Genomic DNA, 17,106 nt, shown 5'->3' on the forward strand with positions numbered 1-17,106 from the left:
ATGAGCTCCGGGGTTTTTGCACCTTTATTTCTTGTTATATTTCTTGCCTTGCCATGTATCTCTACGCTTCAACTCCGCATCAATCGCATTCAACACTTCCCACTTCTTCCGGCTCCACATCGGTCCGATGAGCAAATCAGGCGGTCCGTCACCGGTCAGACGGTGCACAATCATGTCAGGCGGCAGAATTTCCAGCGCATCTACGATGAGCCGAACATATTGATCTTTCTCCAGGAACTGCAAAAGACCCGCTTCATACTGCTTCACCATCGGCGTCTTACGGAGAAGATGGAGCAGATGAATTTTAATTCCCTGCACATCCATATCAGCTACCGCACGTGTCGTTTCCATCATCATCTCTTCTGTTTCACCCGGCAGACCGAAAATAATATGCGAGCATACCCGAATGCCATGCCTGCGCAACTTCTCTACGCCTTCATAATAGCATGCCGTATCGTGCGCACGGTTAATCAGTTGTGAGGTCGATTCATGAATCGTCTGTAAACCAAGTTCTACCCAAAGGTATGTCTTCTTATTTAATTCAGCCAGCAACTCGACCACATCGTCCGGCAGACAGTCAGGCCGGGTCGCGATGGACAGCCCAACCACGTCTTCCTGCTTAAGAATAACTTCATAATAGTCACGCAGTACATCCACCGGCGCGTACGTATTGCTGTATGCCTGGAAATAGCCGATGTATTTTGCGTTTGGCCATTTTTGGTGCTGCCGTCCTTTTACCTCATTAAACTGCGTGACTAAATCATCGCGCCGCCAGCCGGCAAAATCGCCCGATCCGCGCGCACTGCAAAACGTGCAGCCTCCCGTCGCAATCGTACCGTCCCGGTTCGGACAGGTAAACCCCGCATCAAGCATGACCTTGAACACTTTCTCACCGAACTGCTGGCGCAGATGATAGTTCCATGTATGATATCGTTTATCGCCCCATAATAGTGGAGCGGTTGTGTGTTGTACTTCATTCATTATCTGTCAACCCTCCATGCGTTCAGTATAGCTTACTTCAGCGTATCCGCAAATAAGGCCAAGATACCGGCAGCGATAAGAGGACCGACCGGTACACCACGAAAGAGCGCCACTCCAAGAATCGTACCGATTAGTAAGCCCGTCACGATATGAGGCTGCGCCGTCAGCAGTCCGGCTCCCCGTCCACCCAGATACGCAACACCAAGACCAACGAAGATAGCCGCAATCCCCAATCCGCTCTTCAGCGTATCAAGCAGATTGAGCGCCGTAATCTTGCCAAGCGCAATGGGAGCAAGTACGCCCATCGTCAAAACAGCGATACCGATTTTCAACCCATACTGATTGGTCCAGTTCAGCGGCTGCTCGCTCGGCAGAAACCGGAGAATCATAAGCCCGGCCGCTGCAATCCAGACCGCCGCATTTTTTGACATGAGCCCCAGCACGATAATAACTGCCAGAATAATAATCGCATCCATGTTTTTCTCTCCTTCCCAAGCGAAAAAGGACGGCATCCGCTTTATAAAATGGGAACACGTCCTTTTCGTGTTTCTTGTTTTCTTTATCGTTTACAAATCCGCTGCATAATCATTCCATAAGTATACTCCTTTTACTTATAAATATATAGAAAAAATTTATGCTAATTTATATATAAACATTTGAAACCTTTTTGTTCCTTCTCCCGTATGCTATATAGTGAACCCCCCAGGTTATACACTCTAACCTCCTTGCCTTCCGGTTTTAGCCGGGAGGTCTTTTTTTATGAAAATCATGAGGAAAGAAGGGGAGGAAAGAGGAAAGAAGATCCAGGGTAGAAAAAGGCGTTCGCCTTTTTCCCCATTGAAATCACCTCCTCGTTCTCTTCTCTCTTTTCCTTCGTACCGCAAAAGCAAGCCGCCCTTCTTATGATTTTCATGTCGGGGTCGCGGCTGAAAAGCCATGAGGGTTTTATTTCTATAACCTCTTGCGGTAGACGGGCAAAAAGCATTATGATGAAAACGTTGCGCCGTTTAATAATTCGAAAGGTGCATGATATAATGAACCTGCACGCAACGCCCCGCGAATGCGGGGAATTTGAAAGGAGCTTTCATACTTTATGAGTTTACGCAACGATTTGCGCAACATTGCAATTATCGCTCACGTTGACCACGGGAAGACAACACTGGTCGACAAAATGCTGATTCAGGCCGGAACCTTCCGCGCGAATGAGCAAGTACAGGAACGGATGATGGATTCAAACGATTTAGAAAGAGAACGCGGTATTACCATTCTCGCGAAAAATACGGCGGTAAAATACAAGGACATTACAATTAACATCATGGATACGCCGGGTCACGCCGATTTCGGCGGTGAAGTTGAACGCATCATGAAGATGGTGGACGGCGTGCTGCTCGTCGTAGACGCCTTCGAAGGCTGCATGCCGCAAACACGCTTCGTACTAAAAAAAGCGCTTGAACAAAAAGTAACGCCGATTCTCGTCATCAACAAAATCGACCGTGAGAACGCTCGTCCTGCGGAAGTGGTAGATGAAGTATACGATTTGTTTATCGATCTGGACGCGACGGAAGAACAGCTTGACTTCCCGGTTATCTATGCTTCCGGCATCAACGGTACGGCAAGCACGGACCCGGATAAGCAGGACGACGACCTGAAAGCCCTGTTCGATACGATCGTCGAACACATCCCGGGCCCGGGCGGCGATTTTGAAGCACCACTGCAACTCCAGGTAACGATGCTTGATTATAACGAATATCTCGGCCGTATCGGTATCGGCCGTATCCACCGCGGCACCATCCGCCGCGGCGAAACCGTAGCCCAGATTAAGCGTGACGGCTCCATCAAGCAAGTACGGGTAAATAAACTGTTCGGCTTCAGCGGCTTGAAACGCATCGAAATCGAGGAAGCAAAATCCGGCGATATCGTCGCGATTGCAGGTGTAGAAGATATCAATGTCAGCGATACGATTGCAGATACGGAAACACCGGAAGCCCTGCCGCCGTTGACGATTGACGAGCCGACGCTGCAGATGTCATTCCTGGTCAATAACAGCCCGTTTGCCGGCCGCGAAGGCAAGCACGTAACTTCCCGCAAGCTGCGCGACCGCCTGATGGCAGAGCTGGAGACAGATGTCAGCCTGCGCGTCGAAGAAGTAACCCCGGAACAATATATCGTGTCCGGACGCGGTGAGCTTCACCTCTCCATTCTGATTGAAAACATGCGCCGCGAAGGATATGAGCTGCAGGTGTCTAAGCCTGAAGTTATCGTGCGTGAAATCGACGGCGTGAAATGTGAGCCAATCGAACGCCTGATTATCGATATTCCGGAAGAATACACGGGTGCGATTATGGAGTCGCTTGGCGCGCGTAAAGCCGAAATGGTCAACATGATTAATAACGGCTTCGGCTCTGTCCGTCTGGAATTTTTAATTCCGTCCCGTGGCCTGATCGGCTATCGGACCGAGTTCTTGACCCAAACGCGCGGATACGGTATTCTGAACCATTCCTTCGACAGCTATAAGCCGGTTGTTCCAGGCAGCGTCGGCGGCCGCCGGGCAGGCGTACTCGTCTCCATGATTGACGGCACGGCTACGATGTACGGTATGCTGAGTGTAGAGGATCGCGGTATCCTTTTTGTAAATCCGGGTACAGAAATTTACGAAGGCATGATCGTCGGCGAACACAACCGGGATAACGATCTGGTAGTTAATATCTGTAAAGAAAAGCACGCTACTAACGTTCGTTCCGCTACAAAAGAGGAAACCGTGAAGCTGAAAACACCGCGTATCATGACGCTTGAAGAAGCGCTCGAATACCTGGACGACGACGAGTATTGCGAAGTCACACCGGAATCAATCCGCCTCCGTAAGAAACATCTTAAGAAATCGGATCGCGAACGTGCTGCTAAACAGGCTAAATACGGTGCCAATGTATAAAGTCAAATAACTTACTTTGTTTTTTAGCAACAGGAGGCAGGGCCAAAAACAGGCCCTGTTTTTTCTATGAAAATCAGGAAAAAAGAAAGAGGGGAAGAGGAAAGGAGATCCAGGGAAGAAAAAGGTGTTCGCCTTTTTTCCCATTTATATGGCAGTAAAAAAAGGTGCCCACCATTTTGGGGACACCCTCTTGCTACCCTTGTCCTTACTTATTATCTGTATCGACACTTATATCCGGCACCTTTGGCGCTTCAGGTGCTTTCGGCGCTTTCGGAGGAGCAGGTTGGGAAGGTTCGCTGTCGCGCCGCTCCTCGGCAGATATGCTTTCACTTACAGGTTTATCAGGGTCGAGCAACTCTTCTTTTTTGCGCTCACTGTCATTTCCTGATGACTTTTTTGTAGTCTCGCTTGTTTTGCTGCTTTTCTTCTCTTCATTTGTAGCTTCCCGTTTCCTGGTAGACGACTTCTTAGGTTCGTCTTCCTCCGTACGCTGCTCTTCCCTCTTCACCACACGCTTACTGCTTTTTTCCGACTGGCTTTCTATTTTCTTCTCTTCATCTATCTCTGCCGGATCAATCGTCTTCTTCGATCTGCTGCTGCCGCCGGAAGGCGAGTCGTTGTAGCGGGTTACAGTCGAAGGATCGATGCCCATAGATTGCTGAAGCGCCAGACGGTTCTTATCCATCGTCTCCTGCGGGATGATAGTACGGCTGTTCTTAGCATCCCAATCAGCGCCTGTATTCTCAAGCTTTATAATGTTCTCCCCGTCCAGCTTGCCGAACGTCATGGCAAGACCTTTTAACTGGTCAAGCGTCAAGTCGGTTTTGACATTCTCTCCAACCGCGTCCATAACTTTAAAGAAGTTCGCAAGACCGGCAAACGATTTCATCTTCTCCATAGCGGCACGAATGACAGCCACCTGGCGGTCATTACGCTCATAGTCGGTCGAGTAATACTTTAATCCTCGGTCATCATGACGGTGCCGCACGAAGTCAAGCGCCTGGTCCCCGTTCAGTGTCTGAAAGCCGGGTTCTAGATTGATACTCGTACCGTCCGTCGGATCATTATACACCAGCTTACGGTCTACGTTCACTTCCACGCCGCCCAATGCATCGATACCTTGGCGGAAACCTTCAAAATCAATAATAACATAGTTATTAATAGGGATACCGTAGATACTTTCCAGCGTCTTCTTCACAAGGGATATGCCCGTCTCCTCTGGCTCTTCGCCTTTCCGCTCCGCTTCCTCACGCATCATCTCACCAAGTTTGTATACGAAGTTAATCTTTTGATCATGTGTTTCTCCCGGAATGACCACCCGGGTATCACGCGGAATGGAGAGCATCGTAATTTTCTTTGTTTCAGGATTCAGCGTCATAATAATCATAACATCCGTCAGACCGCCGCCATACTCGCCGCGCGTGTCCTTGCCAAGCAATACGATGGATATCGGCCTTTCAGTCGAATATATCGTTTCCGCTTTGGCGACGCCCGCTTCTTTGGCGCTCGATTCCACTTCCGAATGAATTTTATTAAGGAAGTCTTGCGCCTTCAAATACGCGGCTGTCGCTGAACCACCAATAATAAATAGCATAACAGCAAGAATAGTTATCCATTTTCTTCTTCGATTCGCTTTGCGAGCCTTTTTTTTGGCTTTGCTCGCTTGGCGAGATAATTCCTCTGACATGATAGGAATCTCGCACCTCCGGATTCTCTTAAACTAGCAGTCTCTTGTTTGACGCCGAATAGAACAGAAAGTTTCACTATTTTTTGCCTATAACTAAAACAACGATAATCGAGTTTTTAGGATTATGCAAGTGTTTTCTTCGTAACATTTCCTTATATGTCAAACTTTTTTCCTCTTTCCTTCTTTCCTCACAATTTTCACAAAAAGAAACCTCTCCGTGACGAAGAGGTTTCTTGAATAATACCTTTATATTTTCCACACCTTATATATGATTGGAACGAGAAAAAGCCGCCAGGTAATCAGCCACCTCCGCTAATTTGCTTTCCGCTGCCCAGGAAATCGAGCGCGGAACTTCGCCGTTTCCTCCATTGCGCATAATAGAAGACGAACTCAAGGCAACATATGGTTCCTCAAAGCGGGCAAAACGCTCAGAACTTCCTTTCTCTTCTTTGAACGGAACATCCAATACGTATGTTTGGTTGGTCGAAGTATCGCGGATATTCATCCGGAACACCGGCTCCTCTTTACTGCCCCTGCGCTGGAATCCCTGTTGTCCAAAAATCTCTTCTACCAGACTTAACGGCTTCGAAACACCTGACAATTTTTTATTCCTCAGCACTTTTTCTTCCTCCTTCTTGTTATGCGCTACAAGAACTAAGGCGACAATTGAAAGTACTTGGCTGGGCGGCTATGTTACAATGAATATTTAATTGTAAAATTATCCTATCATAAAAAAAATCCAGTGAAAAATAAGAGAAAAGCTCATTTTTTGTAATATTCCATCGAATGCAAACCATACCTGCGTAATGACCGTTTTCTCTTAACATTTCTTTAATATTTGTTTTAAAAAGCTTTATAATTATAGATGGTTTTTTAGGAAATTTTCAAGGAAAGGTTGCAGAACAAAAAAAAGCATACTATTATTAAGACATACTAATCACTGGATAAGTGACATACTAATCTTTCGACGTGAATGAAAGAAACTCAGGAAAGGATAGGGAAAATGGAGACACAAACGAACAAGGAATTGAAGGATATTCTCAAAGGAGAGAATGTTCACTTTAATTTATCAGTGGCACAACTTGTAGAAATGGCGGTTCTTCGCAAGCGCAGCGAACTGACTTCTACAGGCGCGGTCACAGCAAAAACAGGAAAATACACGGGGCGTTCTCCTAAAGACAAGTTCATCGTGGATGAACCTTCCGTACACGATAAAATTGAATGGGGCACGGTAAACCAACCGATTTCCGAAGACAAATTCGACAAGCTGTACCAGGATGTAATCAACTACTTAGACGGAAAAGAATTGCTTGTATTCGATGGCTTCGCCGGTGCTGATCAGCGCTATCGCCTGCCGATCCGCGTAGTAAATGAATTCGCATGGCACAATTTGTTCGTACACCAGCTCTTCATTCGTCCGACAGAGGAAGAGTTAAAGACGCATGAACCGCAATTTACAGTCATCAGCGCACCGACGTTTGAAGCAAATCCGGAAATTCACGGTACCAACTCCGAGACGTTCATCATCATAAACTTCGCGAAGAAAGTGGTTCTTATCGGTGGCACACGCTATGCAGGCGAAATGAAGAAATCTATCTTCTCCGTCATGAACTATCTGCTTCCGCAGCAAAACGTTCTGTCTATGCACTGCTCTGCTAACATGGGCAAAGACGGTGACGTAGCCCTGTTCTTCGGCCTGTCTGGAACAGGTAAAACAACGCTGTCCGCCGACCCGGACCGTAAGCTGATCGGAGATGACGAGCACGGCTGGTCTGACGATGGCGTCTTCAATATCGAAGGCGGCTGCTATGCCAAGTGTATTAACCTATCCGCTGAAAAAGAGCCTGAAATTTTTAATGCAATCAAATTCGGTTCCGTGCTTGAAAATGTCGTAATCGACGAAAATACACGCGAAGCTGATTATGATGATAACAGCTTAACAGAAAACACCCGTGCGGCTTATCCGTTGCATTATATCCCGAATGCGCTGATTCCGAGCGTAGCCGGTCACCCGAACGTGGTTATCTTCCTAACGGCCGATGCCTTCGGCGTACTGCCGCCAATCGCGAAGCTGACGAAAGAACAGGCGATGTTCCACTTCCTGTCCGGCTATACAAGCAAACTGGCTGGAACCGAGCGCGGCGTTACCGAGCCGGAAGCGACATTCTCTACCTGCTTCGGCGCACCGTTCCTGCCGCTGCCTCCTCGCGTCTACGCGGAAATGCTCGGTGAAAAAATTGACAAACACAACGCACAGGTATATCTGGTGAACACCGGTTGGTCCGGTGGTCCGTACGGCGTAGGCAAGCGGATGAACTTGCCGTACACCCGTGCAATGATCACAGCGGCACTCAACCACGAGCTGGATAAAGAGGAATTCGTAGCCCATCCGGTATTCGGTGTTTTGATGCCGAAGAATTGCCCTGGCGTACCGTCTGATATCCTTAATCCACGTAACACCTGGGCGGACAAAGAAGCGTACGACGTACAGGCGAAGAAACTTGCTTCCCTGTTCGTGAAAAACTTCCAGAAGTTCGCTGATATGCCGGAAAATATTAAAAACGCGGCTCCAAAAGCTGAATAATATTATGATACAGCATGCGAAAACCCGGGAATGCCCCGGGTTTTCATTATGTTGCTTCTAAAATAATGTAGTTTTTTGTGAAAATTTGTTTGTTAGGTGATTTTATATGATATGGAGCATTCTGTTATGGGCAAGCGCAGCTTTCTTCCTCACCTCCATTATCCTCAGCATAGTAGCCGTACTGAAGGAAAGCCCAAAGTTCCACATGCTTCTCATCGCTTCCCTTATTGCATTAAATGTTTTTCTGTTCAGCGCTCGTTCCATTCTTTCCTAGAAGAATAAATGGCTACTATTGTGGTATAATATAAATATATTTTTATACCTCATGTCCAAATCAGCCTGGACATCCTGCGTTACCCGGCAGCATCTGGATGAAAAGAAGTCCGTTGTTCTAAAGTATGACCAATACTTATCGAACGAGGTGATGTCCGTGGAAACTGTAAGACTAGAAGAAATCATCAGTATGGTTATGCCTGAAGCTCAGCATGTGCTAACCGAAGAAGAATTGAACGTATCCATTGTGCTGCGGGACGGTCTGGGCTCGCTCAACCGGCACGACGTGCTTGAAATCGTCGCTGCCACGATTCACAATACCGGAAAAGGCGCCTTGCTTCATTGAGGCGCTTTTTTAAATAAAAAAAGCGTCTCAGTGAAGCAAAAAGCAGTGCCTCTCTTTTATAGGAGCGCACTGCTTTTTTTGCCGTAAAAATGTTCCCATGCTTCATGAATACCACCAGCGCAGACTTTTTCAGCACGGAAAATAAGCGGATGCTCTTCGAGTTCAAGCAATTCCTGCTGGGCATTCCCTACAATGACCGCCGGATATCCAAGCGTAATCATTTCATGATCGTTACCGGAATCGCCTGCCACCAATACATTGGCATCACACCAGCCGCGTGATTCCAATACATAACGCAGCGCTTCCCCTTTTCCACATATCGGCGGCAAAATATCAACATCGCGTCCGCTGCTGACAATCAGCTTATGCGGGATTTGCGCTTTCTTAAGTCGGCTTTCTACCTCTCTGACCGCCGCTACATCCTGTACCGTATACGAAAGCCGGTGACGCACAGGGATATCCTGCGGGATAAGCCCTGGGCATTCAGAGGCAATCCGTTCAATTTCTGCAGGTCTCCACCATGCAGCAATTTTGCTGCGCCATTCTTTATCCGGCTCCAGTTCTTCACCATAATAAATTTCTGTTCCTACATCCGTAATTAAGATATCCGGCCGGGGCAGCTTCTCCTGAGAAAGCAGGGAAAGCGCCGAGCATAAATGTCGGCCTGTGTTGTAGATAAGTACGACATTGTACGGCTGCTCATCGTAGTAACGAAGCAGGGCGCGAAGCGCCGCTTCATCACCAACCAGCGTCCCGTCCAAGTCGGTAGCCAAAAGATGCGTCACGCTCTGCTGCATTTGCTAAAACCTCCTCATATACGCTATTAATTCGTTCAGAAATGGCCGGCCACTGGTAATCGCGCTTCGCCAACCGCGTCGCCCGCTTGCCCAGACGCTGTGTCAACAGATCATTCGTAACCAGCGCTTTCATCGCGACTGACAGGTCTTCGGCATTTTTCGGCTCTACCAAAAGCCCCGTTTCCCCATCATTCACGACATTCTGCAAGCCGCCCACGCGGGAGGCGATAACCGGACTGCCGCATGCCTGTGCTTCTGCTGCGACCATGCCAAATGACTCATAATACGACGGCACGACTGTAGCGGTGGCAGCATTGAAGAAAAGTGCCAGCTCTTCCTGCGATTTTGGACCAATAAATTCAATATGTTCCTCCATGCCTTCAATGGCTCTTCTTAGCTTTTCGTCCAGCGGTTTACGCTTATCCAGATCAATCGCTTCCGTCTGTCCGCCGGCGAGCACCAGCTTCGTTCCTGCCGGCGCACCGCCGCGTTCAAACAACAAGCGAAATGCATCTAGAAGCGTATAAATGCCCTTTGTCTCTTCCAATCTGCCGGCAAAGAAAAGCAGCGGACCGCTGTATCCTAACTGCCTGCGCAGTTGCGAACGATTGTAGCGGGTCTGAAATAAAGGAGCAACTCCAATTGGAATGACCGAGATAGGTGCCGGAGAGGGTACGAATTCTTGAATTAAATTTCTTTCGTTGTTTGTAGTAGCAATGACGCTGTTTGCACTACTCAAAATATACTCTTCTGCTTCGTGACGGATTTTGTCATAAATTCCTGTCGCCTTCTGCTTGGCAATCCCCAGTGAATGGGATGTATGAACAAAAGGTAATCCGTATTCTTCTTCAATTTTTTTCCCGAGCAAACCGGATAACCAGTAATGTGTATGAACGATATCATACATATGCAGTGGAAGAAGCTTTTTCATTTCTGCATAGAACGCCGGCAATATATCATACATTTCATTTTTGGAGACAAACCCTTTATATCCGGCGGCGATGCGGATCACTCTGCATCGTTCTCCAAACGTTTCCGTACGCGGCGCATCCGCTTCGCACCAGTGGGTGACGACGTCCACTTTTGCTCCCTGTTTCTCCAAAGCCAGCGCCAGTTGACGCACATAGTTATTTTGGCCGCCAGCCTGTACTCCTCCAAGCTTCGCTAAAGGATCACCGTGATCAGAAATAAATAGAATTTTTTTCTTCACTTCTTTTCTGTCCCCTTTCCTCTGCGTGGATGATACGTACAAAATCACACTACATTCTCTTTACCACGGGAAAAAAAAGCAAAACAGAAACAGAATATATTTTTACAATTTATGTGTTTTTTGACCATTCCAGCTCCAAAAAAGCCGCCATTCGCCCTAGGCATATCCAGTACCGCGGAGAAAAAAATGGCGATGACACAGAGGATTTCCACCGAACATCCGCATCCCTCCCTTTTATACACCCGGTTCCAAAAAGAGAGGGGAAAAACAGCTCATCAATCGTTCAAGTTGTAATTCCCCCCGTTCTCGCTTCTATAGTCACACCTTTTTATATGTATGAGGAACATGATCCCGATAGACCACCACTTCCCCTTTCTCCTCTAAATAGTGCAGATGGGCGATTGTTTCTCCGATAGCAAACCGCTGCTCATGTACAGAGAGAGGCCGGGAGAACAAGGCCTGTGAAATCTGGTATGCGGTCATTTCACCTTTTATCACATCAAGCACGAACGCAAGCCGTTCTTCATGGTGCCGAAGTAATTCTTCAATTCGTTCCTGCGCATCGGTAAATACGGGTCCATGCCCGGGAATGACGAGCGCGATATCCAGTTCGCGAATTTTTTTAAGCGATGATACATATGTTTTAAGCGGATTGGCATCGCCCTGTCCGTGATACGAGATGTTGGGCGTAATCTTTTTCAATAAATGATCACCCGCGATTAGTACTTTTTCTTCTTTATTATAGAAACATATATGCCCTTCCGCGTGGCCCGGTGTATGAATCGCTTCATAAACCAACTCGCCGATACGGTATGTGCTCCCTTCATGGAGAGCTTGCGTTCTTTCTGGAAACGGACGTACTAACTTATAAAATGTATCATCGTTCTCTCGCAGTTGGCTGACCAGCTCTTCCGGCATGCCTGCCGCAAGATAAAATTTCTGATTTCGTGCGAAATTCTCCTCAGTCCAGGTGAACAAGGCATGTTCTTTCGCTTTATCACTTATGTAAACGTTCGCTCCTGTCCAGCTTTGCAGTCCTCCTGCATACCCGAAATGATCCGGATGGTAGTGGGTAAGAATGATACGTTCCACATCCTGTGCCGCAATACCGTGTTCAGCAAACGCGGCCTTCCAGGTTTGACGTGTCTCCTCCCGGTTCAGTCCGGTGTCGATAACAGTCCATTTTCCGTTATGGTGCGCAAGATAACAGTGCACATGGTTTAAGCGAAACGGAAGCGGGACGGTTACCTGATAAATTCCATATTGTTTCATCAAAATCTTCCTTTCCTATTGTGTTTTCTTTATCTTATCAAATTTATCTATTGTTTGATTTTTAGCGTGTGCTCTTCATTCTCGTATATTTGCTAAAGTCCAATCAAACACAAAAATAAATCATAATCATAGTGAAAGAAGGCGGCGGTTGCTTTAATACTTAATGACGTAGACAATCAGACGGGACCACTCGCTTAAGATCGTCTGCATGCTTTCATGGTCCCGCCACCAGTCATCCAACCGGATTTTCTCTAGCGAATGTGAACCGACACTGCCAATTTCAATCCCTGTTCCTTCAAATACTCTATGGAAAATAAACATAGCGCGGCGCGTGTGCCAGTTATCGGTAACCAGCGTAATTCGCTTATGTTGTAACGTCTCTTTTTCCAACACCTTCCGGGTATAGAATGCATTTTCATACGTGCTGCGCGATTTTTGTTCCAATACGATGTCTTTATCCGGTACGCCAAGCTGCTTAAGCAATGCCACCATCTCTTTGCTTTCTGTCGTACGCCAGGAGATGCGTGCACCGGAAGAAACGATAATCTTTGGTGCCAGGCCCGCCCGGTACAGTTCAACCGCTTTGCGTGTCCGCTGTCCGTCCGTCTCCCCGCCGAGCAGTATGATAAAATCGCTTGGCGCCTTTTCATCCGGATGGACCAGATAGTGTGCCAGGCCATTCAACATCGGTTTATAGGTGAGCATCACCAGCAGGACAAGTCCGAATAAGACGGCAAATCCAACCCATCTTTTTCTTTTCATTCACATTCCTCTACACTAAAAGTCTTCGTCCGTAATACAGCAGCAAAAATATTTCCCCCGCCAAAATAAGCGGCATTCCCCAAACAAAACGCGTATGCCGAGTTTTGTGACGGAACATATACATGCCAATGAGACAACCTGCGGCTCCGCCCAATAGCGCGACGAGAAACAATGTGTTTTCTTTAATACGCCATGTGTGCTGGCGTGCCTTCCATTTATCAAGTCCCATGAGCAGCCATCCTAAAAAAGTAACGGCCAATAAATAACCACTCATCCATTCCATCATTTTCCCACCTTTCTCTCCTGCTATGCCAGAGGAACCCACCATGGTCAATCAGCCACAAGCCCTGCCAAAAAAATGAAGGAAAGAGCGGCCTGTGACTGCCGCTCTTTTTTCTCTTCTCTTATTATCTTTGTTTTATCTTCAACAGTTCAATGAATTTTTCGTCCCGTTCTTTAATTTTTTCTGAAACGGAGGCGTTTTCATATTTATATATACCTTGTCCTGTTTTTGTACCCAAATTGCCTGCTTCAACACACTCATTCAGAAGGTCGGGAGCCTGCTGGCTCTTGCTGAGCACCGGCGCAAGATTGTCGATGACACGCTTCCACGTATCCAGCCCTCCGAAATCTGCCGTCTCAATAGGACCGATAAACGACCAGCGGAACCCCGGACCTGCCGTTACCGCCAAATCAATATCACGGGCTTCCGCCACACCTTCCTCAAGCAAGTGGAATGCTTCACGCGCAAGCGCGGCCTGCAGCCGGTTCGCGATAAATCCCGGCACTTCTTTTTTCAACAGCACAGGCGCTTTACCGATTTTGCGCATCAGCTCCATTGTCAGCTGTATCGCCTCTTCTGTTGTACGATCATGCCGGACAACCTCGACCAGCGGAACCAGTTGTGCAGGATTGAAGAAATGGGTAATGACCATTCGCTCAGGTGTGGACATCTTTTCAGCGAGCCGCGAAATCGGAAGCGTCGACGTATTGGATGCAATGACGGCATCGGGCTTTGCCAGGCGCTCCAGCTTCTCATACAGTTCCCATTTCCATTCAATGACTTCCGGAATCGCTTCTGTAATAAACTCGGCCGTTCTCACTGTCTCTTCCAAATTCGTTGTCGTTGTGATGCGGGCAAGCGCCTCCCGACTCTCCGCTTCTGTCAGAAGGCCCTGCCCGGCCTGCAGAGCCAGATTTGCTTCGATCGCTTTCTTCGCTTTCTCGAGGTAGCTGTCTTCCAGATCATATAAAATAACGGCAATGCCAGCCTGTGCATATACCTGGGCGATGCCGTGGCCCATAACTCCGGAACCGATAACTGCTGCCTGTTGAATCATTCTGCTCCACTCCTTATTATCCTTTTAGCAAAATAACGTACACCTTGCCCGGACCGTGTACACCGAACGCCAGATCCATCTCGATATCGCCCGTCCGGCTCGGTCCGGTTATAAAGTTTACGCATGCCGGAAGCCGGGCGGGCACTTTCTCGCGTATGTACTCCGCTGCTTCGGTCAATCGCGGCACAATGGTTTTCTCTGAAAGAAAAACGACAAATACCGGGGGAAGAAGACTGACCAGGCGTCCCCGTCCGCCGCCGTTCCACAGCATTACCGAACCTGTCTCGGAAAGCCCTAGTTCGGCATAGGCAATTCCCATTTCAACGCCTGCCGTATAATTACGCAACTCCTGTTCGTCCACCGCTGTATCCCAGGCACGGTGTACTACACCTTTTTCATCCAGAAGACGGCTCAAACCTATTGCATGCAGTCGCTCATCATCCCAGTATACGACCGAACGGACTGAAGCGCTCTCGAAAATTCGATCCAGCGCCTGTCCCGCGTCCTCCGGTGAAACCCGCAGCACTTCGGTCTGCAGGGTGCGCAAATTTCCGATAAACTGCTGGACTAAACCTTCATGGTCTAAACCCTGGTGGAGATGCGCATACGGCTTCGTGTCCCAGCGCGGCGGCTTAACGCCGCTGCGTCGCGCACGCCCTAACTTGCCGGCAATCCGGTTTAGGAATTCTTCCCGTTCTTTAGCTGCCACGTGGACCGCCCCCCTTCTCGTTCTTCCACCATTCACGGAACGATTGTTTGGCCGGACGAGGCAAATCGCGCACATTTGTCCAGCCGGCGAGCGGCCCCGGTCCTGTCTCGATGACACCTTCGTTTGACAGCCATCCGGTTGCCATATGACTGGCACGAACCGCTTTATCATAAAGAAAAGGATGCGATGTCAAATAACCAAAACCTTTAAACGCCAGCTTCTCCTGCCAGGAGGTAAAGCCGTTTTCCACTTCGTCTTTGCGATGCTCAATCAGCAAATCATGCAGCGGAATTTTCACCGGGCACACTTCCGTACAAGCCCCGCATAGACTCGAAGCATACGGTAACTCCTTCCATTCTTCATACCCTTCCAGCAGCGGTGTTAATACCGCACCGATCGGTCCACTGTAGACACCTCCGTATGCATGGCCTCCAATATGGCGATATACCGGACATACGTTCAAGCAGGCGCCGCAACGAATGCACTTTAATACTTCCTGATAAGCCGTACCCAGAATGTCTGAACGCCCGTTATCGAGTATAATCAAGTGGAATTCCTCCGGTCCGTCGATGTCCTCCGGACGGCGTGGGCCGCTCATTGCCGTCATATACACGCTAATCTTCTGGCCTGTAGCGCTTCGGGTCAGCATCGATACGACAATATCAAGTTCTTCCCAGGTCGGCACAAGCCGTTCCATGCCCATAATTGCAATATGTACTTTGGGCAGTGTCGTCGTCAGACGGGCGTTCCCTTCGTTGCTAATCAGTACAATCGATCCCGATTCAGCTACCGCAAAGTTACAGCCGGAAATCCCAATGTCGGCTTCAAGAAACTCGCGCCGCAGCTCTTCGCGGGCGAACTGGCACAACTCTGCCGTCGCATCGGACAGCGTACGGCCGGCTACCCCGGAGAACAGCTCCGCCACCTGGGTTCTCGTTTTATGAATCGCCGGCGCAATCAAGTGGGAAGGCGTCTCGCCTGCCAGTTGAATAATGTATTCTCCAAGGTCCGATTCAATGACCCGTACTCCTTCTGCTTCCAGATGCTTATTAAGATGAATTTCTTCCGATACCATTGATTTCGATTTTACGACGGAACGGGCATTTTTTTCTTTGGCAATCCGCAGCACATGAGCGACCGCATCGGACGCCGTAGGCGCAAAATGTACATGCCCGCCGTTCTTTTCTACGTTATCGGTCAACTGCTCCAGGTAACTGTCAAGGTTTTCAATCGTATGCATACGAATCTGCGCGGCCAGATTGCGCCATTCTTCCACATTGCCCAGTTCATCCGCGGCCTGGAACCGTCCGCCGCGAAGCCTGTCCTGGGTAAACGGCACCGCTTTGCGCAGTTGCTCGTCCATCAGCGCCTTATCGACCCGTCCGAAAAATTCGAGTGGTTGTACGCTCATTTGGCTCCTCCCTGCGCCAGCACTTCCGCCACATGCATAACCTGCACATCTTTTCCTGTCCGGCGAAGGCGGCCACCGATATTCATTAAACATCCCATATCGGAGCCAATCAGCACATTTGCACCGGTTTCTTCGATATGTTTAATTTTCTCGTCTACCATCGCTTCGGAGATCGTGCTCATCTTTGCTGCGAATGTACCGCCGAATCCGCAGCAGTCCTGGCAGTACGGCAACTCTTCCATTTCCAATCCGTTTACCTGTTCAAGAAGAGCGGCAGGCTCTTCCTTAATGCCAAGTCCGCGACTCATATGACAGGAATGATGGTAGGTAGCGCTGGCATGCAGGCTTGCATCTATCCGATCTACCTGCAATACCTGCACAAGAAACTCAGAGAATTCGTATGTTTTCTTTGCCAGCGCTTCCGCTTTCTCCCGCCAGGTCGGCTCTTCTTTTAAAAGCTCAGGATAATAATGGCGAATCATCGCTACGCAGGAACCGGACGGCGCAACTACATAGTTGCTGTCCGCAAAAACATCAATCATATGCCTGGCGGCTTCGCGTGCTTCTCTGTGGTAGCCGCTATTGTAAGCGGGCTGTCCGCAACACGTCTGTGCCTGCGGAAAATCTACTTGAGCGCCATAGCGCTCCAGCACTTTCACTACACTCTGTCCAACATTCGGGAAGAACACATCCGATAGACAGGTGATAAATAATGAAACTCTCATGCTTACTCCCCTCTCCCCGCTTTATGTATTTTTTTATTTTACAAAATTGCGAACATATTGCCAATAAACTTAAGATATAC

Annotated in this window: 17 protein-coding genes; 4 read left to right on the forward strand and 13 right to left on the reverse strand. The window is 48.4% G+C overall.

The genetic code is table 11. The features are described from left to right. Positions 1-24 precede the first annotated feature (24 nt). Both mnmL and ADA01nite_RS19205 read right to left on the reverse strand, forming a co-directional pair. Positions 25-981 carry a tRNA modification radical SAM protein MnmL/YtqA gene (gene mnmL, locus ADA01nite_RS19200; protein ID WP_146812043.1) on the reverse strand — a complete coding sequence of 319 codons (957 nt, stop codon included), beginning with the start codon at positions 979-981 and terminating at the stop codon, positions 25-27. Between the two features lie 32 nt (positions 982-1,013). Continuing rightward, complete coding sequence (locus ADA01nite_RS19205) at positions 1,014-1,457, reverse strand: DUF441 domain-containing protein (RefSeq protein ID WP_146812044.1); 444 nt, start codon at positions 1,455-1,457, stop codon at positions 1,014-1,016. Positions 1,458-2,074: 617 nt separating this feature from the next. On the opposite strand from ADA01nite_RS19205, the gene typA reads away from it, so the two are divergent. Then, positions 2,075-3,910 carry a translational GTPase TypA gene (gene typA, locus ADA01nite_RS19210; protein WP_146812045.1) on the forward strand — a complete coding sequence of 612 codons (1,836 nt, stop codon included), beginning with the start codon at positions 2,075-2,077 and terminating at the stop codon, positions 3,908-3,910. Positions 3,911-4,115: 205 nt separating this feature from the next. On the opposite strand, the gene ADA01nite_RS19215 is transcribed toward typA, so the two are convergent. After that, positions 4,116-5,597 carry an LCP family protein gene (locus tag ADA01nite_RS19215; protein ID WP_146812046.1) on the reverse strand — a complete coding sequence of 494 codons (1,482 nt, stop codon included), beginning with the start codon at positions 5,595-5,597 and terminating at the stop codon, positions 4,116-4,118. A 262-nt stretch (positions 5,598-5,859) separates the two neighbouring features. After that, entirely contained in the window at positions 5,860-6,216 is a 357-nt protein-coding gene (locus tag ADA01nite_RS19220) for a hypothetical protein (RefSeq protein WP_146812047.1), read from the reverse strand. 384 nt (positions 6,217-6,600) lie between these two features. On the opposite strand from ADA01nite_RS19220, the gene pckA reads away from it, so the two are divergent. The 3 genes from pckA (at position 6,601) to ADA01nite_RS19230 (ending at position 8,800) form a co-directional block, all read left to right on the forward strand. Next, positions 6,601-8,181 carry a phosphoenolpyruvate carboxykinase (ATP) gene (pckA, locus tag ADA01nite_RS19225; protein ID WP_146812048.1) on the forward strand — a complete coding sequence of 527 codons (1,581 nt, stop codon included), beginning with the start codon at positions 6,601-6,603 and terminating at the stop codon, positions 8,179-8,181. A 106-nt stretch (positions 8,182-8,287) separates the two neighbouring features. Then, complete coding sequence (locus tag ADA01nite_RS22275; RefSeq protein WP_170230378.1) at positions 8,288-8,455, forward strand: hypothetical protein; 168 nt, start codon at positions 8,288-8,290, stop codon at positions 8,453-8,455. 156 nt (positions 8,456-8,611) lie between these two features. Beyond that, positions 8,612-8,800, forward strand: a complete 189-nt coding sequence (locus ADA01nite_RS19230; protein ID WP_146812049.1) for a hypothetical protein — start codon at positions 8,612-8,614, stop codon at positions 8,798-8,800. Between the two features lie 56 nt (positions 8,801-8,856). Here ADA01nite_RS19230 and ADA01nite_RS19235 read toward each other — a convergent pair whose 3' ends face one another. From ADA01nite_RS19235 to ADA01nite_RS19275, 9 genes are all read right to left on the reverse strand, one after another. After that, entirely contained in the window at positions 8,857-9,597 is a 741-nt protein-coding gene (locus ADA01nite_RS19235) for an HAD-IIB family hydrolase (protein WP_146812050.1), read from the reverse strand. Then, complete coding sequence (locus tag ADA01nite_RS19240) at positions 9,539-10,807, reverse strand: glycosyltransferase (protein ID WP_146812051.1); 1,269 nt, start codon at positions 10,805-10,807, stop codon at positions 9,539-9,541. The genes ADA01nite_RS19235 and ADA01nite_RS19240 overlap by 59 nt, the downstream gene beginning before the upstream one ends. A 318-nt stretch (positions 10,808-11,125) precedes the next feature. Beyond that, positions 11,126-12,079, reverse strand: coding sequence for an MBL fold metallo-hydrolase (locus ADA01nite_RS19245; RefSeq protein ID WP_146812052.1), 954 nt, complete (start codon positions 12,077-12,079; stop codon positions 11,126-11,128). Between the two features lie 153 nt (positions 12,080-12,232). After that, positions 12,233-12,841, reverse strand: coding sequence for a YdcF family protein (locus tag ADA01nite_RS19250; RefSeq protein ID WP_146812053.1), 609 nt, complete (start codon positions 12,839-12,841; stop codon positions 12,233-12,235). A gap of 10 nt (positions 12,842-12,851) precedes the next feature. After that, positions 12,852-13,127, reverse strand: coding sequence for a DUF1294 domain-containing protein (locus tag ADA01nite_RS19255; protein ID WP_146812054.1), 276 nt, complete (start codon positions 13,125-13,127; stop codon positions 12,852-12,854). A gap of 121 nt (positions 13,128-13,248) precedes the next feature. Further along, positions 13,249-14,181, reverse strand: coding sequence for a 3-hydroxyacyl-CoA dehydrogenase family protein (locus ADA01nite_RS19260; protein ID WP_146812055.1), 933 nt, complete (start codon positions 14,179-14,181; stop codon positions 13,249-13,251). Positions 14,182-14,197: 16 nt separating this feature from the next. After that, complete coding sequence (locus tag ADA01nite_RS19265; protein ID WP_246147423.1) at positions 14,198-14,890, reverse strand: LutC/YkgG family protein; 693 nt, start codon at positions 14,888-14,890, stop codon at positions 14,198-14,200. Next, positions 14,880-16,301 (reverse strand): LutB/LldF family L-lactate oxidation iron-sulfur protein, encoded by a 1,422-nt coding sequence (locus ADA01nite_RS19270; RefSeq protein WP_146812056.1) that lies wholly within the window; start codon positions 16,299-16,301, stop codon positions 14,880-14,882. Before ADA01nite_RS19270 ends, ADA01nite_RS19265 begins: the two co-directional genes overlap by 11 nt. Next, complete coding sequence (locus tag ADA01nite_RS19275) at positions 16,298-17,026, reverse strand: (Fe-S)-binding protein (RefSeq protein WP_146812057.1); 729 nt, start codon at positions 17,024-17,026, stop codon at positions 16,298-16,300. Before ADA01nite_RS19275 ends, ADA01nite_RS19270 begins: the two co-directional genes overlap by 4 nt. Between the last annotated feature and the right edge of the window lie 80 nt (positions 17,027-17,106).

The organism is Aneurinibacillus danicus, assembly GCF_007991215.1.
Classification (GTDB): Bacteria; Bacillota; Bacilli; order Aneurinibacillales; family Aneurinibacillaceae; genus Aneurinibacillus; species Aneurinibacillus danicus.

Excerpts from the sequence above, each read along its gene's own strand:
- ADA01nite_RS19250 (WP_146812053.1), bottom strand. The coding sequence starts at position 12,841 with ATGAAAAGAAAAAGATGGGTTGGATTTGCCGTCTTATTCGGACTTGTC.
- ADA01nite_RS19215 (WP_146812046.1), bottom strand. The coding sequence starts at position 5,597 with ATGTCAGAGGAATTATCTCGCCAAGCGAGCAAAGCCAAAAAAAAGGCT.
- ADA01nite_RS22275 (WP_170230378.1), top strand. The coding sequence starts at position 8,288 with ATGATATGGAGCATTCTGTTATGGGCAAGCGCAGCTTTCTTCCTCACC.
- ADA01nite_RS19235 (WP_146812050.1), bottom strand. The coding sequence starts at position 9,597 with ATGCAGCAGAGCGTGACGCATCTTTTGGCTACCGACTTGGACGGGACG.
- pckA (WP_146812048.1), top strand. The coding sequence starts at position 6,601 with ATGGAGACACAAACGAACAAGGAATTGAAGGATATTCTCAAAGGAGAG.
- mnmL (WP_146812043.1), bottom strand. The coding sequence starts at position 981 with ATGAATGAAGTACAACACACAACCGCTCCACTATTATGGGGCGATAAA.
- ADA01nite_RS19260 (WP_146812055.1), bottom strand. The coding sequence starts at position 14,181 with ATGATTCAACAGGCAGCAGTTATCGGTTCCGGAGTTATGGGCCACGGC.
- typA (WP_146812045.1), top strand. The coding sequence starts at position 2,075 with ATGAGTTTACGCAACGATTTGCGCAACATTGCAATTATCGCTCACGTT.
- ADA01nite_RS19255 (WP_146812054.1), bottom strand. The coding sequence starts at position 13,127 with ATGATGGAATGGATGAGTGGTTATTTATTGGCCGTTACTTTTTTAGGA.
- ADA01nite_RS19245 (WP_146812052.1), bottom strand. The coding sequence starts at position 12,079 with ATGAAACAATATGGAATTTATCAGGTAACCGTCCCGCTTCCGTTTCGC.
- ADA01nite_RS19270 (WP_146812056.1), bottom strand. The coding sequence starts at position 16,301 with ATGAGCGTACAACCACTCGAATTTTTCGGACGGGTCGATAAGGCGCTG.
- ADA01nite_RS19275 (WP_146812057.1), bottom strand. The coding sequence starts at position 17,026 with ATGAGAGTTTCATTATTTATCACCTGTCTATCGGATGTGTTCTTCCCG.
- ADA01nite_RS19205 (WP_146812044.1), bottom strand. The coding sequence starts at position 1,457 with ATGGATGCGATTATTATTCTGGCAGTTATTATCGTGCTGGGGCTCATG.